At 57.2% G+C, this 16323-nt stretch carries 15 protein-coding genes; 12 read left to right on the forward strand and 3 right to left on the reverse strand.

Going from position 1 to position 16323, the window contains the following annotated elements; all coding sequences use genetic code 11:
* Window positions 1-8 precede the first annotated feature (8 nt).
* The 3 genes from F0155_RS18590 to F0155_RS18600 are packed head-to-tail and all read left to right on the forward strand — an operon-like array spanning window position 9 to window position 3401.
* Window positions 9-1304, forward strand: coding sequence for an NAD(P)/FAD-dependent oxidoreductase (locus tag F0155_RS18590; RefSeq protein WP_150526059.1), 1296 nt, complete (start codon window positions 9-11; stop codon window positions 1302-1304).
* A complete protein-coding gene (locus F0155_RS18595) occupies window positions 1301-2146 on the forward strand; it encodes a DUF1365 domain-containing protein (protein ID WP_150526060.1) in 846 nt (281 codons plus the stop codon). Before F0155_RS18590 ends, F0155_RS18595 begins: the two co-directional genes overlap by 4 nt.
* 4 nt (window positions 2147-2150) lie before the next feature.
* Complete coding sequence (locus F0155_RS18600) at window positions 2151-3401, forward strand: SAM-dependent methyltransferase (protein ID WP_150526061.1); 1251 nt, start codon at window positions 2151-2153, stop codon at window positions 3399-3401.
* 52 nt (window positions 3402-3453) lie between these two features.
* On the opposite strand, the gene F0155_RS18605 is transcribed toward F0155_RS18600, so the two are convergent.
* Together F0155_RS18605 and F0155_RS18610 are read right to left on the reverse strand one after the other, a co-directional pair.
* Window positions 3454-4281 carry an SDR family NAD(P)-dependent oxidoreductase gene (locus F0155_RS18605; protein ID WP_150526062.1) on the reverse strand — a complete coding sequence of 276 codons (828 nt, stop codon included), beginning with the start codon at window positions 4279-4281 and terminating at the stop codon, window positions 3454-3456.
* Window positions 4282-4336: 55 nt separating this feature from the next.
* Window positions 4337-4984, reverse strand: coding sequence for a ChrR family anti-sigma-E factor (locus F0155_RS18610; RefSeq protein ID WP_150526063.1), 648 nt, complete (start codon window positions 4982-4984; stop codon window positions 4337-4339).
* 273 nt (window positions 4985-5257) lie between these two features.
* Here F0155_RS18610 and F0155_RS18615 point away from each other — a divergent pair, with 273 nt between their 5' ends.
* From F0155_RS18615 to sseA, 6 genes are all read left to right on the forward strand, one after another.
* Window positions 5258-6292 (forward strand): cysteine synthase A, encoded by a 1035-nt coding sequence (locus F0155_RS18615; RefSeq protein ID WP_150526064.1) that lies wholly within the window; start codon window positions 5258-5260, stop codon window positions 6290-6292.
* 16 nt (window positions 6293-6308) lie between these two features.
* Window positions 6309-7823 carry a cardiolipin synthase gene (gene cls, locus F0155_RS18620; RefSeq protein ID WP_150526065.1) on the forward strand — a complete coding sequence of 505 codons (1515 nt, stop codon included), beginning with the start codon at window positions 6309-6311 and terminating at the stop codon, window positions 7821-7823.
* 125 nt (window positions 7824-7948) lie between these two features.
* The gene (locus F0155_RS18625; RefSeq protein WP_150526066.1) at window positions 7949-8596 is read left to right on the forward strand and encodes a LysE family translocator; all 648 of its coding nucleotides are present in this window, start codon (window positions 7949-7951) and stop codon (window positions 8594-8596) included.
* Between the two features lie 90 nt (window positions 8597-8686).
* Window positions 8687-9403, forward strand: a complete 717-nt coding sequence (locus tag F0155_RS18630; protein ID WP_150526067.1) for an alanyl-tRNA editing protein — start codon at window positions 8687-8689, stop codon at window positions 9401-9403.
* Window positions 9404-9431: 28 nt separating this feature from the next.
* Window positions 9432-9914, forward strand: coding sequence for a GFA family protein (locus tag F0155_RS18635; RefSeq protein WP_150526068.1), 483 nt, complete (start codon window positions 9432-9434; stop codon window positions 9912-9914).
* The gene (gene sseA / locus F0155_RS18640) at window positions 9914-10768 is read left to right on the forward strand and encodes a 3-mercaptopyruvate sulfurtransferase (protein ID WP_150526069.1); all 855 of its coding nucleotides are present in this window, start codon (window positions 9914-9916) and stop codon (window positions 10766-10768) included. Before F0155_RS18635 ends, sseA begins: the two co-directional genes overlap by 1 nt.
* 60 nt (window positions 10769-10828) lie before the next feature.
* On the opposite strand, the gene F0155_RS18645 is transcribed toward sseA, so the two are convergent.
* Window positions 10829-11197: an META domain-containing protein gene (locus F0155_RS18645; protein ID WP_161599838.1), complete on the reverse strand. Its 369-nt coding sequence runs from the start codon at window positions 11195-11197 to the stop codon at window positions 10829-10831.
* Between the two features lie 725 nt (window positions 11198-11922).
* Between F0155_RS18645 and F0155_RS18650 the strand changes: the two genes are divergently transcribed.
* From F0155_RS18650 to F0155_RS18660, 3 genes are all read left to right on the forward strand, one after another.
* Window positions 11923-13410: an arylsulfatase gene (locus tag F0155_RS18650; protein WP_150526071.1), complete on the forward strand. Its 1488-nt coding sequence runs from the start codon at window positions 11923-11925 to the stop codon at window positions 13408-13410.
* Between the two features lie 75 nt (window positions 13411-13485).
* The gene (locus tag F0155_RS18655; protein WP_150526072.1) at window positions 13486-15186 is read left to right on the forward strand and encodes an alkaline phosphatase family protein; all 1701 of its coding nucleotides are present in this window, start codon (window positions 13486-13488) and stop codon (window positions 15184-15186) included.
* A gap of 121 nt (window positions 15187-15307) precedes the next feature.
* On the forward strand, window positions 15308-16312 hold the full coding sequence (locus tag F0155_RS18660; RefSeq protein ID WP_150526073.1) for an AAA family ATPase: 1005 nt from the start codon (window positions 15308-15310) through the stop codon (window positions 16310-16312).
* The last annotated feature ends 11 nt before the right edge of the window (window positions 16313-16323 follow it).

A 16323-nucleotide genomic window follows, 5' to 3' on the forward strand; every position in this document is an offset into this window, starting at 1 on the left:
GACTTGCCATGCGGATTGCCGTCGTCGGCGCCGGGATTTCCGGCAACATTGCAGCCAGATCGCTCAGTGCGCAGCACGATGTCACAATCTATGAAAAGCGCACACGCGCTGGCGGGCATAGTGCCACGGTAGACATTGATTATGACGGCACACCGATCAGCGTGGACACCGGCTTCATTGTCTATAATGAGCTGAACTATCCGAACTTCACCGCGATGCTGGACTATCTGGGTGTCGAAACCGAAGCCAGTGACATGAGCTTCGGGTTCTCCGCTGACAATGGCCGTCTGGAATGGGCAGGAAGCTCGCTGAGCACCATTTTTGCGCAGCGCCGCAATCTTCTTTCGCCGAGTTTCCTGAAAATGATCCGCGAGATCCTGCGCTTCAACAAGCAGGCTCCGATTGATCTTCATGCCGGAGCGCTCGGCAATCTGTCGCTCGGCGACTATCTTGCGCAAAATCGCTACTCGGAGACGTTCGCCAACCAGTATCTCCTGCCCATGGGAGCCGCGATCTGGTCTACCCCGATCGAGGAGATGAAAGCCTACCCGGCGACCAGTTTTGTGTCCTTTTTCGAAAATCATCGCCTGATGCATTTCGACCGTCCGGTCTGGCGCACAATCAAGGGTGGCAGCCGCAACTATGTCAGCAAACTGCTGGCGCCTTTCGGCGAAAAGCTGCGCCTAGGCGCGGAAGTCGTGGGCATTCGGCGCGAGAGTAATCAGGTCCATATCCGCGACATCACCGGGTCGGTCGACACTTTCGACCACGTCATTCTCGCAAGCCACACGGACCAAAGCCTTACAGCGCTGGAAGATCCCAGCGAGGACGAGCACAGCCTCCTGTCGCAAATGCGCTATCGCCCCAATACGGTTTACCTGCACCGCGACGAACGCCTGATGCCCAAGCGCAAAAGCGTCTGGTCGTCATGGAACTTCATGGCGGACAGTCAGTCCGGAGAGACCGCAGATGTGACGGTCAGCTACTGGATGAACCGATTGCAGGGCATAGATCCGGCCAAGCCGCTGTTTGTAACCCTCAATCCGGCGGAACCTCCGGCAGAAGACAAGACGTTCGCCCAGTTTGTGTATGACCACCCGCAATTTGATGCCGCTGCTCTTTCTGCTCGCGAACAGCTGCAAAAAATACAAGGCGTCAACAACACCTGGTTCTGCGGAGCATGGTCCGGCAGCGGCTTTCACGAGGACGGCATTCGCTCCGGATTGACGGTTGCACGAGCCCTCGGTGCTGTCGCCCCGTGGGAAACCGTTCAAGCGACACCTGTTCTGGAAGCTGCCGAATGACAGAGCGCTCACCCATATGCCCGACACGGAACCAGCGCCCTCCGCAGGCCGCTGGCAGCCTGTTTGTTGGCAAGGTGATGCATCACAGAATGAAGCCGAAGGAGCACCGCTTCACCTACTCCGTCTTCAATATCCTGCTTGATCTCGACAGGCTGGACGAGGCTGACCGGTTAAGCCGGGTGTTCTCCGTCGAAGGCTTCAACCTGTTTTCCTTTTCGGCAAAGGATCACGGGCTCCGGGACGGCAGTTCGTTAAGGGATCACGTAGACGGTCTTTTGGCGAAAGAGGGCATCGAGGCCCCCGCCCGCGTTCTGCTGCTCGCCTACCCGAGGGTACTCGGCTACGTGTTCAATCCCCTGAGCGTCTATTACTGTCATGATGCATCGGACCGCCTGATTGCCATCATCTATGAGGTCCGCAACACGTTCGGCGACCTGCACACCTATGTTCGCCCGGTGCTGGCCGGGGAGATGTCCGACGCAGGAGTTCGTCAGGTCCAACGCAAGGTCTTCTACGTCTCGCCGTTCCTGGACATGAACCAGACCTATCATTTCCGGATGCTGCCCCCCGCAGATGAGGTTCGCGTGCGCATTCTGGAAACGGACGGCGACGGCCCCATTCTGGCGGCGACATTTTCCGGCACGCGGCAGCCGTTCAAGACGTCCCAGTTTCTGAAGCTTTTCTTCTCGATACCGTTGCTCACGCTGAAGGTGATGGCAGCGATCCATTGGGAAGCCCTGAAACTCTGGAGCAAGCGCATCAAGTTCCACTCCAGAGCAAAATCAGTTTCCGGGCAGGTTCAGCCCGAAAACACGCCCAACAGTCAGATCATGACCGGATAAGCAAATGAGCGTTATTGATAGCTTTGAACACCACCATCCGATTTGGCTTCGCCGCGACAATGCCCGCCATGAACTGGCCGGGTTGCCGCGCATGGCCCGGCTGGGGCTCAACCTCATCATGTCGTTGAAATACGGGTCCTTGACGGTGCGCTTGCCGAACGGCAAGAGCTATCTGATCAGAGGCGAACAGGCCGGTCCGGACGCGGACCTGACCATCCACGATTTCCGATTTGCGAAGATGGTGGTGCAGTCGGGCGACGTCGGCGTCGGCGAAGCCTATACCGCAGGCTACTGGTCCTCTCCGGATGTCACGACCTTTCTGGAACTCTTCTGCGTCAACCGGGAAGCGACCCTTGAAGCGCTCAAGGGACGGCCAATCATGCGGTTCCTTCTGTCGCTGCGCCATTGGCTGAACGCCAATACCAAACGCGGTTCCAAGCGAAACATCTCTGCTCACTATGACCTCGGCAACCAGTTCTACCGCGAGTGGCTGGACGAGACGATGACCTACTCCTCGGCGCTGTATCAGGAAGGCGCGCAGTCACTTGAGGCGGCCCAGCATGCGAAATATGCGGCGCTGGTGAAAGACACCGATATCCAGCCGCATCACAGTGTTCTGGAAATCGGCTGCGGTTGGGGTGGCTTCGCTGAATTCGTCGGCAAGGAAGTTGGCGCGAAGGTCAAGGCGCTGACCATTTCGCGCGAACAATATGATTTTGCCTGCCAGAGGATCCACAAGGCGGGCCTCAACGAGAAGATCGAAATCTGCTTTCAGGACTATCGTGACGAGACAGGCCGATATGATCGGATTGCCTCAATCGAGATGTTCGAAGCGGTGGGTGAACGGTACTGGCCGACCTATTTCGAGAAGCTCGCGTCCTGTTTGAAGCCGAAAGGGCGCGCCGGTCTGCAGATCGTCACGATCCAGGACAGCATGTTCGAAGACTACCGGCGCGGGACGGACTTCATCCAACGCCACATTTTCCCCGGTGGCATGCTGCCGCCTCCGGGCAAGCTGAACGACATGGGGCGTCAGCAAGGTCTGTCGCTTTCTGCCGAGCGCATTTTCGGCCAAGACTATGCCCGTACCCTCGCAGACTGGCGTGAACGGTTCCACGAGGCTTGGCCGCGTATCCGGCCACTCGGTTTCGATGATCGCTTCAAGCGCCTTTGGGAATTCTACTTCCACTATTGCGAGGCAGGCTTTCGCTCCGGAAACATAGACGTTCGGCAACTGGTCTACGCAAAATCCTGACATATTGAATCATAAAACCGGCCCAAGGGCCGGTTTTTTATTGTCTTTTCGCTTATGTCTTCTTGTCCCAACCGGTGTTTTTCGCCACCAGTTTAAAATACCACCGATACGGCAGCAGGCGCAGCAGCTTCAATTGCCGGACGAAGGGTTTGGGAAACGCAATTTCAAATGCCTTTGGATCGGTGAGGCCCTTGATGATCGCGGTTGCCGCCTCTTGCGGCGTCATCAGATAGGGCATGGAGAACGGATTTGTTTTCGTGGCCGGGGTGTCAACGAAACCGGGGTTGATGACCTGAATGCGTATTCCTGCTCGGTCGAGATCGAATTTCAGCGATTCAGCCATGTTGATGAGGCCGGCTTTTGTCGCCCCGTAGGCGGGGGATGTCGGTAGGCCGCGATACCCGGCGACAGAAGCAACCACTCCGATCTGCCCCCGCCCCTTCGCTTTCATCGACGCAATGACCGGCAGAAGAACATTCACCGTCCCGCCGAGATTGACATCGAAAGTCCGTTTCCAGTCATCCGGGCTGCTGTCGAGACCATCTTGAGAAATGTAAATCCCTGCATTGGCCACCAACAGGGCGATCGGACCGCATTTGCTTTCGATCGCAGAAGCCGTCGCCTTCATTGCTTCCGCGTTGCTGACGTCACCGGGAAAGGCCTCGATCCGACCCGAGGATGAGCCATCCGCTTCACCAACCGCTGTTTCCATGGCCTTGAGGGCAGCTTCCGACCGCGCCGTAACAGCGACCGTCCAACCGGACCTTGCCAGCGTCAGCGCCAGCTCATGACCGATGCCGGAGCTGGCACCTGTGATCCACGCACAGCCGTGCTCCGGTGTAGCGACAAATGCGTTTTTCTTATCAGGGAATTGAGACACAAGGCCCTCCGTTCTGTTCGTAGTCTATACGACAAAACAGGGGCTTCCGGATTGGTCAGTTCCGAACAAAGGGGTTGATCAGACGTCCCATCAAACCGGTCAACTGCAAGCGGCCTTCTGTCACCGCAAAGCAGATGCAATCCTCGCCGTCATCATCAGCAACAGGCTTGTGGTCGACATCGTGATCGGCGAAGGCAATGTCGCCGCGAACGAAATGACCATCTGCATCCTTGAACCCGCCTTTGAGGACGAGCGTCAATTCGGTTCCATGGTGCGTGTGGGACGGCATGGCCCTGCCCCGACGAACCCAGAGGAGGTTGACGTTGCAGCCGTCGATCTCACCGAATTTCACCTCACGAACACCCGGCAAGAGGGTTTTCCAGGGAAGGCTGTCCAGAGAGTTCCCCACTATGCAACGAAGACTGTCCGGAAGTTCCGGAGAGGTCGCAATCTTTTGTGAGCGCGGCAAGGAGATCCCTTCATCCGCAAAGATGGCGCTCAGCGCCGCATCGCGGTCGGAAAAGGCTACAGGGCTGGCACCTTCAAGCGCATGCCCGCCAAGAGCTTCCAGACACGCGACGTAATTTCGGTTGTTTCCCGAAATCTCGAGATGAGCGCCAACAAGAGCATGCGCCGGAGCGGCAAGCGTGCCTGCGGCGTAACCTGCCAGCAACTCGTCCATCCCCGTTACATTTCGTTCCATATCAACACTCGTTCCAGCCAACCGGCTCACTCCCCATGCCTGCCAGGAAAACTCCTGTCACATCGAATACGCAAGGCACACGAAACCGGATCAAATTTCCGCTTGTTTTATTTTAGTTCAATTCCCGCGACAATCCATATGCGGAACGGAATAACAGAAAGGCAACTTTCAATGCAAAGGGCGTGAGTCATTCCCGGTTCTGCTTGATCCCGGATCAAAGGCCGATTAGCGTCTGCGAAACCAATTCTTACGCAAATCGGGACCCTTGATTATATGTCTGTGCGCACATCCGTCGTTGATGCCATCGGAAATACTCCTCTTATCCGCCTCAATGCTTTGTCCGAGGAAACGGGCTGCGAGATTCTGGGCAAGGCCGAGTTCATGAATCCGGGGCAATCGGTGAAGGATCGGGCCGGTCGGCAGATGATCCTTGAAGCGGAACAGCGCGGTGATCTTCAGCCAGGCGGGCTGATCGTCGAGGGCACAGCCGGAAATACCGGCATTGGTCTGGCGCTGGTTGCGAGCGCTCGTGGCTACCGGACTGTCATTGTGATTCCGGAAACACAGAGCCAGGAAAAGAAGGACATGCTCCGCCTGTGTGGCGCAGAGCTTCTGGAAGTTCCGGCCCTACCGTTCAAGAACCCCAACAACTACCAGCATGTTGCCCGCCGTCTTGCCGAAGATCTGGCAAAAACCGAGCAGAACGGCGTTCTTTTCGCCGACCAGTGGAACAACATGGACAACCGCAAGGCCCATCTCTTGACTACTGGCCCGGAAATTCTGGAACAGACCGGTGGTAAAGTGGACGGCTTCATTTGTGCCGTTGGAACCGGCGGAACGTTGTCTGGCGTATCTGCCTATCTGAAGGACAAGAAGCCCGGCGTCGTCATCGGTTGCGCTGATCCGCACGGGGCAGCCATGACCAGCCTGTTCACGACCGGCGAAGCCAAGGCCAGTGAGGGTGGTTCTGTGTCCGAGGGCATCGGCCTCGCCCGTTCCACGCCTATCGTGGAAGCCGCTCAGGTGGATCACGCATGGACAATATCCGATCAGGAAGCTCTGCCGCTGGTGTTTGACCTTGCCGAGAAGGAGGGCATTCTGCTTGGGGGCTCTTCCGCCATCAATCTGGCTGGCGCACGGCGTCTTGCAAAGGAAATGGGCCCCGGCCATACGATTGTGACCATCCTGTGCGACCACGGAACACGCTATCAGTCGAAGCTGTACAATCCGGAATTCCTGCGGTCCAAGGACCTGCCGGTTCCGGCATGGCTGGAGCGTAAAACGACGCTGAAAGCGCCATTCGCCTGAGCAGGACCTTGCGATCATGACTGTCCAACCGGTGCCCGGGCCTGACGACCTTCTGCCCGGGCGTTCGTTGTTTCGCACGGTCATTCAGGATGCGACCTTTCTGGACATGATGGCGAACAACCTTGGCCTCGTAGCCCTGGTTTTCCTCGCCATTTATGTCACGGCAGCCATTTGCGCCGTCCGCGAGATCATGAACAGCAGGACGTCCCAGGGTACGATTGCATGGCTGCTGTCCCTGTTCTTCATTCCCTATGTCACTGTCCCACTCTATTTCGTCTTCGGCTGGAAGGCTTTCTCCGACTACACCCATATCCAGCACAGGCTGGGCCGGTTGCAGCGCAGCCGCCGCGCAGACGACATGCAACTGGCCGACCAGCACGAAACAGAAGACTGGAAGGTTCTTTCGCGCATTGCCAGCCTTCCCTTTCTGGCGGGTAACAAGTGCGAGCTTCTGATCGACGGGCCGGAGACGTTCAACTCGATCATTGCCGGGATTTCTGCGGCACAGAAATCCGTGCTGGTTCAGTTCTTCACAATCGCGGACGATGAACTTGGCAACCGCCTTGCCGATGCCCTCGTCGAACGGGCTCAGGCCGGCGTTGAGGTCTACCTTCTCTACGACGATGTTGGCAGCCGAACGCTCACCCATCGCTATGTGAACCGGCTGAAAGCGGCGGGTGTGAAGGTGACCGGTTTCAACGAAAACCACCGCTACCTGCGTTTGCTCGGACCAATGCGACTGAACTACCGCAACCACCGGAAGATCGTGGTCACGGATTTCGAACACACCTGGGTCGGCGGTCACAACGTCTCCGACCAGTATGTTGGAAAATCAAGGAAATTCGGTCACTGGCGGGACACCCATGTGAAGGTCTCGGGTCCGGCGGCCATGGCCTGCGCGCTCTCGTTTTCTGAAGACTGGCTTTGGGCAAATGGCACTGAACTCAAGCTTCCAAGTGGACACGGGCTTGAACGGCCGGGGGACGAACCTGTTCTTGTGATGCCAACCGGCCCGGCGGATGAACTGGAAGAGTGCTCCATTGCCTTTGCCGAGGCAGCGGCGCGCGCCCGGCAGCGCCTATGGATCGCAACGCCCTATTTCGTGCCCTCCATCGATGTGCAAACGGCCCTTTATGCTGCGGCCATGCGCGGGGTCGACGTGCGCATCCTGTTGCCGGAGAAAGCCGACCATTGGACCGTTTGGCTCGCCAGCCACTCCCATGCGGACTTGATGGTCAATCGCGGCGTCAAGGTGTTCCGCTATATGGACGGTTTCCTGCACCAGAAGATCACACTGGTTGATGATGAGCTCTGCTCGATCGGGACCGTCAACTTCGACAACCGGTCCTTCCGCATCAACTTCGAAATCACGCTGTGGTTCACCCACCCGCGCATGGTGGAGAATGTCCGAGCCATGCTGGAAAAGGATTTTCAGGGCGCACGTCAAACAGGTCCCGATGATCTGGAGAACCGCAGTTATGCCTTCCGCGTTCTGGCACAAGGCGCGAGCCTGTTCTCGCCCATCCTTTGAGTGCCCCTTGATTTCGATGTGAAAAGCGAAGTGATTTGACTTGGCGGCGGACTATTGCGCCAATCACGCAATAAGCCTATCCAGCTGACAGTTTTCCTATTCGATCTTCCCTCTGTGGAGCTTCCATGTCGTTCGTTCCAGATATCGGCGTTCTGCTCACCTTTACCGCTGCGGCCCTCGTTCTGATCATCACTCCCGGTCCGGACATGACGCTGTTTCTTGGCAAGACCCTGACGCTTGGGCGATTGGCAGGGCTGGTGTGTGTCGCAGGTGCGCTGACCGGGTGCATACTCCACTCCATTCTGGCGGCCGTTGGCATTTCCGCCCTTCTCGCCGCTTCGCCGACCGCCTTCTTCGCGCTCAAGCTCTTGGGGGCCGGTTATCTGGTCTGGCTCGGCATTCAGGCTATCCGCCATGGCTCTGCGCTCAATCTGGAGGAAACGAAGGTGGTTCGGGCACCGCTTGCGGCGGTGTTCGGGCAGGCGTTGACGACCAACATGCTGAACCCAAAGGTGGTGCTGTTTTTCGTGACCTTCCTGCCGCAGTTCATTTCCATGTCCGATCCTGACGCGGCGGGCAAACTGCTGTTTCTTGGCTTTTATTTCGTGGTCCTCAGCATTCCGATCGGCATTGCGCTTGTCCTCGGTGCGAGCGCCTTTCAAAAAGCCATGAAGTCTTCGCCCAAGGCGATGCGTGCCTTTGACTGGGCCTTTGCGGGGATCATGGGGACTTTTGCCGTAAAGCTGCTGGCTGCCCGCGCCATCGCAAATTGAAACATCCGAACATTTCCGCATCGCGCGCCCTTGCACGACCGCGTCTGACCTGTTCAAGTGGCCCAAACTTGACTGTTCGGAGCCCCGCAGATGACGACCACTCTCTTTCGCGATGACGCCTATTTGCGAACCTGCGAGGCACACGTGGTTGAGGTGAACGAACGCGGCGGGATCATTCTTGATCGGACGATTTTCTATGCGTCTGGCGGCGGGCAACCGGGCGACTCGGGGTTTCTTGAACTTGAAAACGGCGATCAAATCGCGATTGCAACGACGGTCTATGACGAGGACCGCACCCGGATCGTCCATGTTGCTGCAGAGGGCGGCGTCCTCCCGTCCGCGGGGACCGCAGTTACCGCACATCTGGACTGGAAACGTCGCTATCGCCTAATGCGCATGCATACAGCCTTGCACCTCCTTTCCGTCGCCTTGCCCTACCCCGTCACAGGCGGCCAAATTGGGGATCCCGAAGGACGCCTTGATTTTGATATGGGCGACGAGACGCTCGACAAGGATGCGGTGCTGGCAAAACTGTCAGACCTTGTTGCCGGCGACCATGAAGTGACAACCGAATGGATCACCGATGAAGAATTGGACGCCAATCCCGGTCTGGTGAAGACCATGTCGGTGCAACCGCCAAGGGGCTCGGGCAAGGTTCGCCTTGTGCGGATCGGCGGCGATGTCGATCTGCAGCCCTGTGGCGGAACGCACGTTTCAAGAACTTCGGAGATCGGAGCGCTGGAACTCGGCAAGACCGGGAAAAAGGGCAAGCAGAACCGGCGGGTACGTATCCGGCTAGCAGACTGAGGGCCGACTCGCAAACTGAGGGAAACACATGCGCCTGTCAGGAAGTTGCCATTGCGGCTCGATAAGGTTTTCGCTGGACAGCAAGACCTATTATCCCTTCAACCGCTGCTACTGCTCCATCTGTCGTAAGACGACGGGTGCCGGTGGATATGCAATCAATCTGATGGCCGACGCTGGGTCTCTTGAATTTGAAGACCCTCATGGCCGCAAAAAGCTCTATCACGCCATCACTGATGGCAAGGAGAGCCCGGCAGAGCGACACTTTTGCGGCAATTGCGGCTCGCATCTGTGGTTATGGGACCCGCGCTGGCCTGACCTGATTCACCCGCTTGCTGCCGCCATCGACACCCCGTTACCCAAGACCCCGGAAACGGTCCATCTGATGCTCGCATCCAAGGCCGAGTGGGTGGACGTCCCGGACGGCGAAAATCACAAACATTTTGACCAGTATCCGGAGCATTCCATAGATGACTGGCACAAACTTCACGGACTGAAGGAAGGCGAGACCTGATGACTGCACCCTCACCCATCGTTTCCACGGACTGGCTGGCAGCCAATCTATCGGCTCCTGATCTCGTTGTTGTCGATGCCTCTTGGTATCTGCCGCAGATGGGACGAAATGCGGACGCAGAATATATGGAAGGCCATATTCCCGGTGCCATTCGCTTCGATATTGACGATGTCAGCGATCCGTCGTCAGGACTGCCGCACACCCTACCCGCTCCTCATGTCTTTGCCTCCAAGATGCGTCGGCTTGGCATCGGCGATGGTCAGCGGATCGTTGTCTATGACGGGATAGGACTGTTTTCCGCGCCGCGCGTCTGGTGGATGTTCCGGGTCATGGGCGTGGAGGACGTCTTCATTCTGGACGGCGGAATGCGCAAGTGGAAAGCCGAAGAACGTCCGTTGGAAGATCTGCCTGTGCGACGCCCGGAGCGGCATTTTACCGCCCGGTTGAATAACCTTGCCCTGGCCGATATCGATGACGTCATGAAGGTCGTGCAATCGGGCAGCGCGCAGATCCTCGATGCACGCCCGGCTGGTCGCTTTACCGGCGCAGATCCCGAGCCCCGCGCCGGCATGCGCTCCGGTCACATGCCGGGCGCTCGCAATCTGCCCTTCAACATGCTGATGCAAGAAGACGGGACCATAAAGCCTGCTGACCAGATCGCAGCCCTGATGAAGGATGCGGGAATAGATCCGGAACAGCCGGTGATCACCTCCTGCGGCTCGGGTGTCACCGCTGCCGTTCTGACGCTTGGCCTGACAATGATCGGTGCCAAAAACCTTCGGCTTTACGACGGTTCCTGGAGCGAATGGGGCGGCCGCAGTGACACGCCGATCGATACCGGACCGGCGTCGTAACGACATTAAAAAACGCCGCCAGAAATCTGGCGGCGTTACGTTAGCGTAGCTTTTCGCGTCTTACTGACGGGTCATTTTGACCAGAACCTTGCCATGGTCATCCATCAGCTCAAGCGACACCTTGTTGGCCACATAGGCCTTTGCCGCACCCAAGGCAGCAAGGAAGGCCTGCTCCTGCTTCATCACATCTTCCGGGCACAGTTTCTTCGTTGTGGCCAGGGGGGCAAAGCTGACCTTTTCCCGGTCTCCCTTCAGTCTGCCCATCACACGATTGCAGCCGGCAGACCCGAAAACACTTCCGTCGTTTTCGACCGTCAGATTCGAATCGACGGCACCGTTCGCCGGGGACCCGCCGATTTCCGTGGCTTGCCACGATCCGATGAGTACCACTGGAGCCCGTTGCGCCGCTTGCGCATTAGGGAGCGCCATTGCGAACCCGACTACTGCCAAAACGGCAGGTACTGCAACCCAGCTGAAAACACCTTTTTCCATAGACTTGAAACCCGATCCTGCTTGTTTTCGAAAAATAGGCAACGGCCTTTCCATATGCAGATTACGTCGGGAAAGACGGCATCCTTATGGCAAGCCCTATACCTCGGTGCGATTGACAGGACCCGGCTGACAGTACGCGCTTCATCTGTTCAAGATGCGAGGCAGTCTACAACCTGAGAGATGCGCAAGAAAATTCAAAAACCTGCACCAAGCCATTGTTGTCATCGAGAGCTCGCAGAGGCATTTCTACCTATACGTACATTGATCTGGATTGTTATCCAGCTGACGATCGCCGCATTCAATTGATGATACCTGTCAGACCTTGCCTCCGTTTTTAATCAATTTCAAGACAAAATCCCCACAACACTCTACACTACTTTGCGCATTGCTATTTTCACCAACCACAACAGGTCTTATCGCCAGAATTTACATCGCTATTTTTCCGAAAAATTGCATATAATGACAATTCAACATGAACATTGGCACCATCCCGTACTATTTATGCAATTCAGATGGACGCCCCCAACCAACTATTCTAAGTTTTCGCCGTTCTGTTTTTTAATTTGACCATTGGGAGTCATGGTATGCATTGGAAGGCCTTATCCTAGGCCAGCACATTCGTCGGGCGAACACTCGCCGGCGCTGCCTTGGGAACTCTACTCATGGTTGGCAGCGGCTTTGCCGCCGACAAACCAAACATCCTCGTCATTTGGGGTGACGATGTGGGCTGGGCCAACGCCAGCGCCTATAACCGCGGCATGATGGGGTACAGAACCCCAAACATCGACCGTATTGCATCTGAAGGTGCGCTGTTTACCGACTGGTATGGCCAGCAAAGTTGCACCGCAGGTCGTGCAGCCTTCATTACGGGCCAGAGCCCGTTCCGTACCGGCCTGCTCAAGGTTGGCCTGCCAGGCGCCAAGGAAGGTTTGTCCGAACTGGACCCCACCATTGCCGGCCTCCTCAAGAACCACGGCTACATGACGGGACAATACGGCAAAAACCATCTGGGCGATCTGGATGAGCATCTGCCGACCAACCACGGCTTTGATGAGTTCTTCGGAAACCTCTATCATCTGAATGCCGAGGAAGAGCCGGAGCACCCGGATTACCCGAAGAGCGCCGAATTCCGCGAGCGTTTTGGCCCGCGTGGCGTGATCAAGTCGAGCGCTGACGGTTCCATCGAGGATACCGGTCCGCTGACCAAGAAGCGCATGGAAACCGTTGATGAGGAAATCACCGCGGGTGCCATAGACTTCATGGAACGCGCCACGGCGTCCGACAAGCCGTTCTTCCTTTGGTGGAACGCCACCCGCATGCATGTGAATACCCACCTCAAGCCGGAATCCGATGGAGTTACCGGCCTTGGCATCTACGCAGATGGCATGGTGGAACACGACGGTCACGTTGGTCAGATTCTCGACAAGCTTGACGAGCTGGGCATCGCCGACAACACGATCATCATGTACTCCTCCGACAATGGCGCGGAAGTATTCTCCTGGCCGGATGGCGGCACCACGCCGTTCCGCAACGAGAAAAACTCCAACTGGGACGGCGGCTATCGCGTTCCCACGCTCATCAAGTGGCCGGGTGTGATCGAGCCGGGAACGATCTATAACGACGTGTTTTCCCACGAGGACATGCTTCCGACCCTTCTGGCTGCCGCCGGCGAACCCGATATCAAGGAAAAGCTGCTGACAGGTCATGAAGCCATTGGCCGGAACTACAAGGTTCACCTCGATGGCTACAACCTGATGCCGTATTTCAAGGGTGAAACCGACGAAGCTCCGCGCAAGGAGTTCTTCTACTGGACCGACGACGGTCAGCTGGCGAACCTTCGCTACGACCGCTGGAAGATGGTCTTCATGGAGCAGCGCGCAATCGGCTTCAACGTTTGGCAGGAGCCGCTGGTGACCCTTCGCTTGCCGAAACTGTTCGACATGCGCGGTGATCCGTTCGAGCGTGCAGACATCGAATCGTCCAACTACGACATGTGGCGTTTCGACCGGGCCTTCCTCGTCCTGCCGGCCGTTGATTATGTCGCTCGTCACCTTGCGACCTATCAGGAGTTCCCGCCGCGTCAGGCACCGGGCAGCTTCAACCTGAATCAGGTTCTTGAGACGCTGCAGAACAATCCGTCGTCCAATTGATGACGTCGATGCGGCGGGCTCTCCCGCCGCATCACTTCCATGTTTTGTTTTTGTTATTCAGGGAGCACGGCATCCATGCAGAAGCCGGTAGCACGGAGCCTTGCGTGTATTGCGCTTTTCGGTTCGACACATATGGCATTGGCTGACGTCGTCGAGCATCCGAAGCCAAAACTCGTTCTTCAGATCACGGTAGACCAGCTGCGTGGCGACCTTCTGGATCGAAATGCACGGCACTTCGGACCATCTGGCTTCCGCCTTTTGATGGAAAACGGTGCGTTCTACACGAATGCCCACCACCGCCACGCCAACACCGAAACCATTGTCGGACATACAACGCTTGCCACCGGGACTGACCCGGCGGTTCACGGTATGGTGGCGAATATCTGGTTTGACCGAAAGACCGGCGCACCGAACTACAATGTTCAGGATGCAGATTTTCCGCTCGTTGGAGCCGGTGGTGTAGACAAGTCAACCGAACTTGACCCCACCCAAAGGGCCGCCACAACGGACGGACGCTCGCCCAACGCCATCCTGTCATCAACACTGTCCGACGAGATAGCTATCGGGATTGGACAGGTAGCCAAGATATTTGGCGTATCGATCAAGGACCGAGGCGCCATATCCATGGCAGGCCATGTCGGGACCGCCTATTGGTTCTCCAAGAGCGAGGGGCGTTTCATCAGTTCGAGTTACTACATGGATGCCTATCCGGCGTGGGTCGACGGCTGGAATACCGCTGGCCACGTATCGGCCTATGGCGGAACGACGTGGTCACTCGCCGACCCGGTTGAAACCTATCGCTTCCGCTCGATGGACGACATGGAGTGGGAAACCGACTTTCCGGGCTATGGCCGTGTGTTTCCCCATCCCTATGGAGCCGCAGACGACAAATACTTCACAACGAGGCTGACGCTTGGCCCTGCGGGAGATTCGCTGACCGCATCCTTTGCAAAGGAATTGATCGCAGCAGAGGGCATTGGCGAAGATAGTATAACGGATTATCTGGCGGTGAGCTTTTCATCGACCGATTATGTCGGCCACATCTTCGGCCCGTCCAGCCTGGAAACCGAGGACAATCTGCGCCATTTGGATGACACGCTGACCGACTTTCTAACTTACGTCGATCAGAAGATCGGCCTTGAGAACACTTTGGTCGTTCTGTCGGCTGACCACGGTGCAGCAGAAGTTCCCGGCTATTTGCGATCCATTGGAATAGACGCCCATTATTTCGATTTTGACGTCGTTGACCTGCAGCCGAGCATTGCAAGATTGCGGGCAGAATTCGGGATTGCCGAAAAGCTCGTGAAGAGCTTCTCCAACCCTTACGTTTATCTCGACGATGAGGTCATCACTGCGAACGGGCTCGATAAAACGCTCGTCGCTCGCAGAGTTGCTGAAGAGCTGCAACAGTTACCGGGGATCGCATTCGCCTTGTCGAGCGACGACCTTAGAAACGGCGACATTGCCAGAACACCGGTTGCCGATGCGGTTCTCGCGAATTTCCATGCCTCAAGATCAGGCGACATCTATGTCGTCTTCGAGCCGCACTGGTTCATTGGCGACATGGATGGCTTGACGGTTGCCGGCGCGCATGGCTCCCCCTGGACCTACGATACCCATGTGCCGATCATTCTGGTTGGCCGTGGCATCGAAGCTCAACGGATCAGCAGACGTGTCGAGACTGTCGACCTGGCTCCCACCATTTCCGCCTACCTCCGGATCAAGGCTCCAAGCGGCGCTCGTGGTCAGGTGTTGAGCGAAGCAACCGGCGACTGAACCCTTTTCGACCCGCCTGCTACCACCATTGGGGTCCGCAGGCGTCCGTTTTGAACTCCCTATTGCAGCGCAGCCTGCCGGATCAGGCTGCGCAGGACTGACCAGTAGATCGGAACGTCAGATGACGACAGAAGCACATGCACTGATCGGCGAACTGAAAAGCCGCATCGGGCAATCCATCATCGGGCAGGAAAGCGTTGTCGAACGACTCATCATCGGGCTTCTGGCGAACGGCAATCTGCTCGTCGAAGGTCTGCCTGGTCTTGCCAAGACACGGGCGATCAAGGCCATGGCCAAAAATCTTGATGCCAAGTTCAGCCGAATCCAGTTCACGCCCGACCTTCTGCCCTCGGATGTAACAGGCACAGAGGTCTACCATCAGGTGGACGGCTCGGGGAGCTTTCGCTTCGAGCCCGGCCCGATCTTTGCCAATCTCGTGCTTGCCGACGAAATCAACCGGGCCCCGGCAAAGGTTCAGGCTGCCCTGCTGGAGGCCATGGAAGAGCGACAGGTCACGGTTGCCGGACAAACGCACAAGATGGAACCACTCTTCATGGTGATGGCGACCCAGAACCCGGTGGAGCAAGAAGGCACCTATCCGCTGCCGGAGGCACAGATGGACCGTTTCCTGATGCATGTCCTCATCAGCTATCCGCCGATCGAGGATGAGGTTGAAGTCATCCGCCTTGTGCGAAATGAGGAAGCCGCCGCCCATACACCCAAGAACGAGACCGACACCGCAACAAAATCCCAACGCCCGGACCCGATTTCCCAGGAAACGATATTCAACGCCCGACGGGAAATAGCCGCCATTCATGTCTCCGAGGCGATGGAACGCTATATGGCAGATCTCGTCTACGCGACGCGAACGCCGGAGGCCTACTCGCCGAACCTGGCCCGCTGGATCGATATCGGCGCAAGCCCGCGTGCATCCATTGCGCTCGACAAATGTGGACGTACCCACGCCTGGCTGCGCGGGCGCGACTATGTCGACCCGCAGGATGTTCAGGCAATTGTTCCCGATGTCCTTCGTCACAGGATCACCCTGAGCTACGAGGCACAGGGTGACGGTTTGTCGGCCGATGGAGTGACAGAGGAAATTCTGCGTCAGGTTTCGCTGACCTGATTACACTGCCT

It is taken from the genome of Roseibium sediminis (assembly GCF_008711325.1).
In the GTDB taxonomy this organism is placed as follows: domain Bacteria; phylum Pseudomonadota; class Alphaproteobacteria; order Rhizobiales; family Stappiaceae; genus Roseibium; species Roseibium sediminis.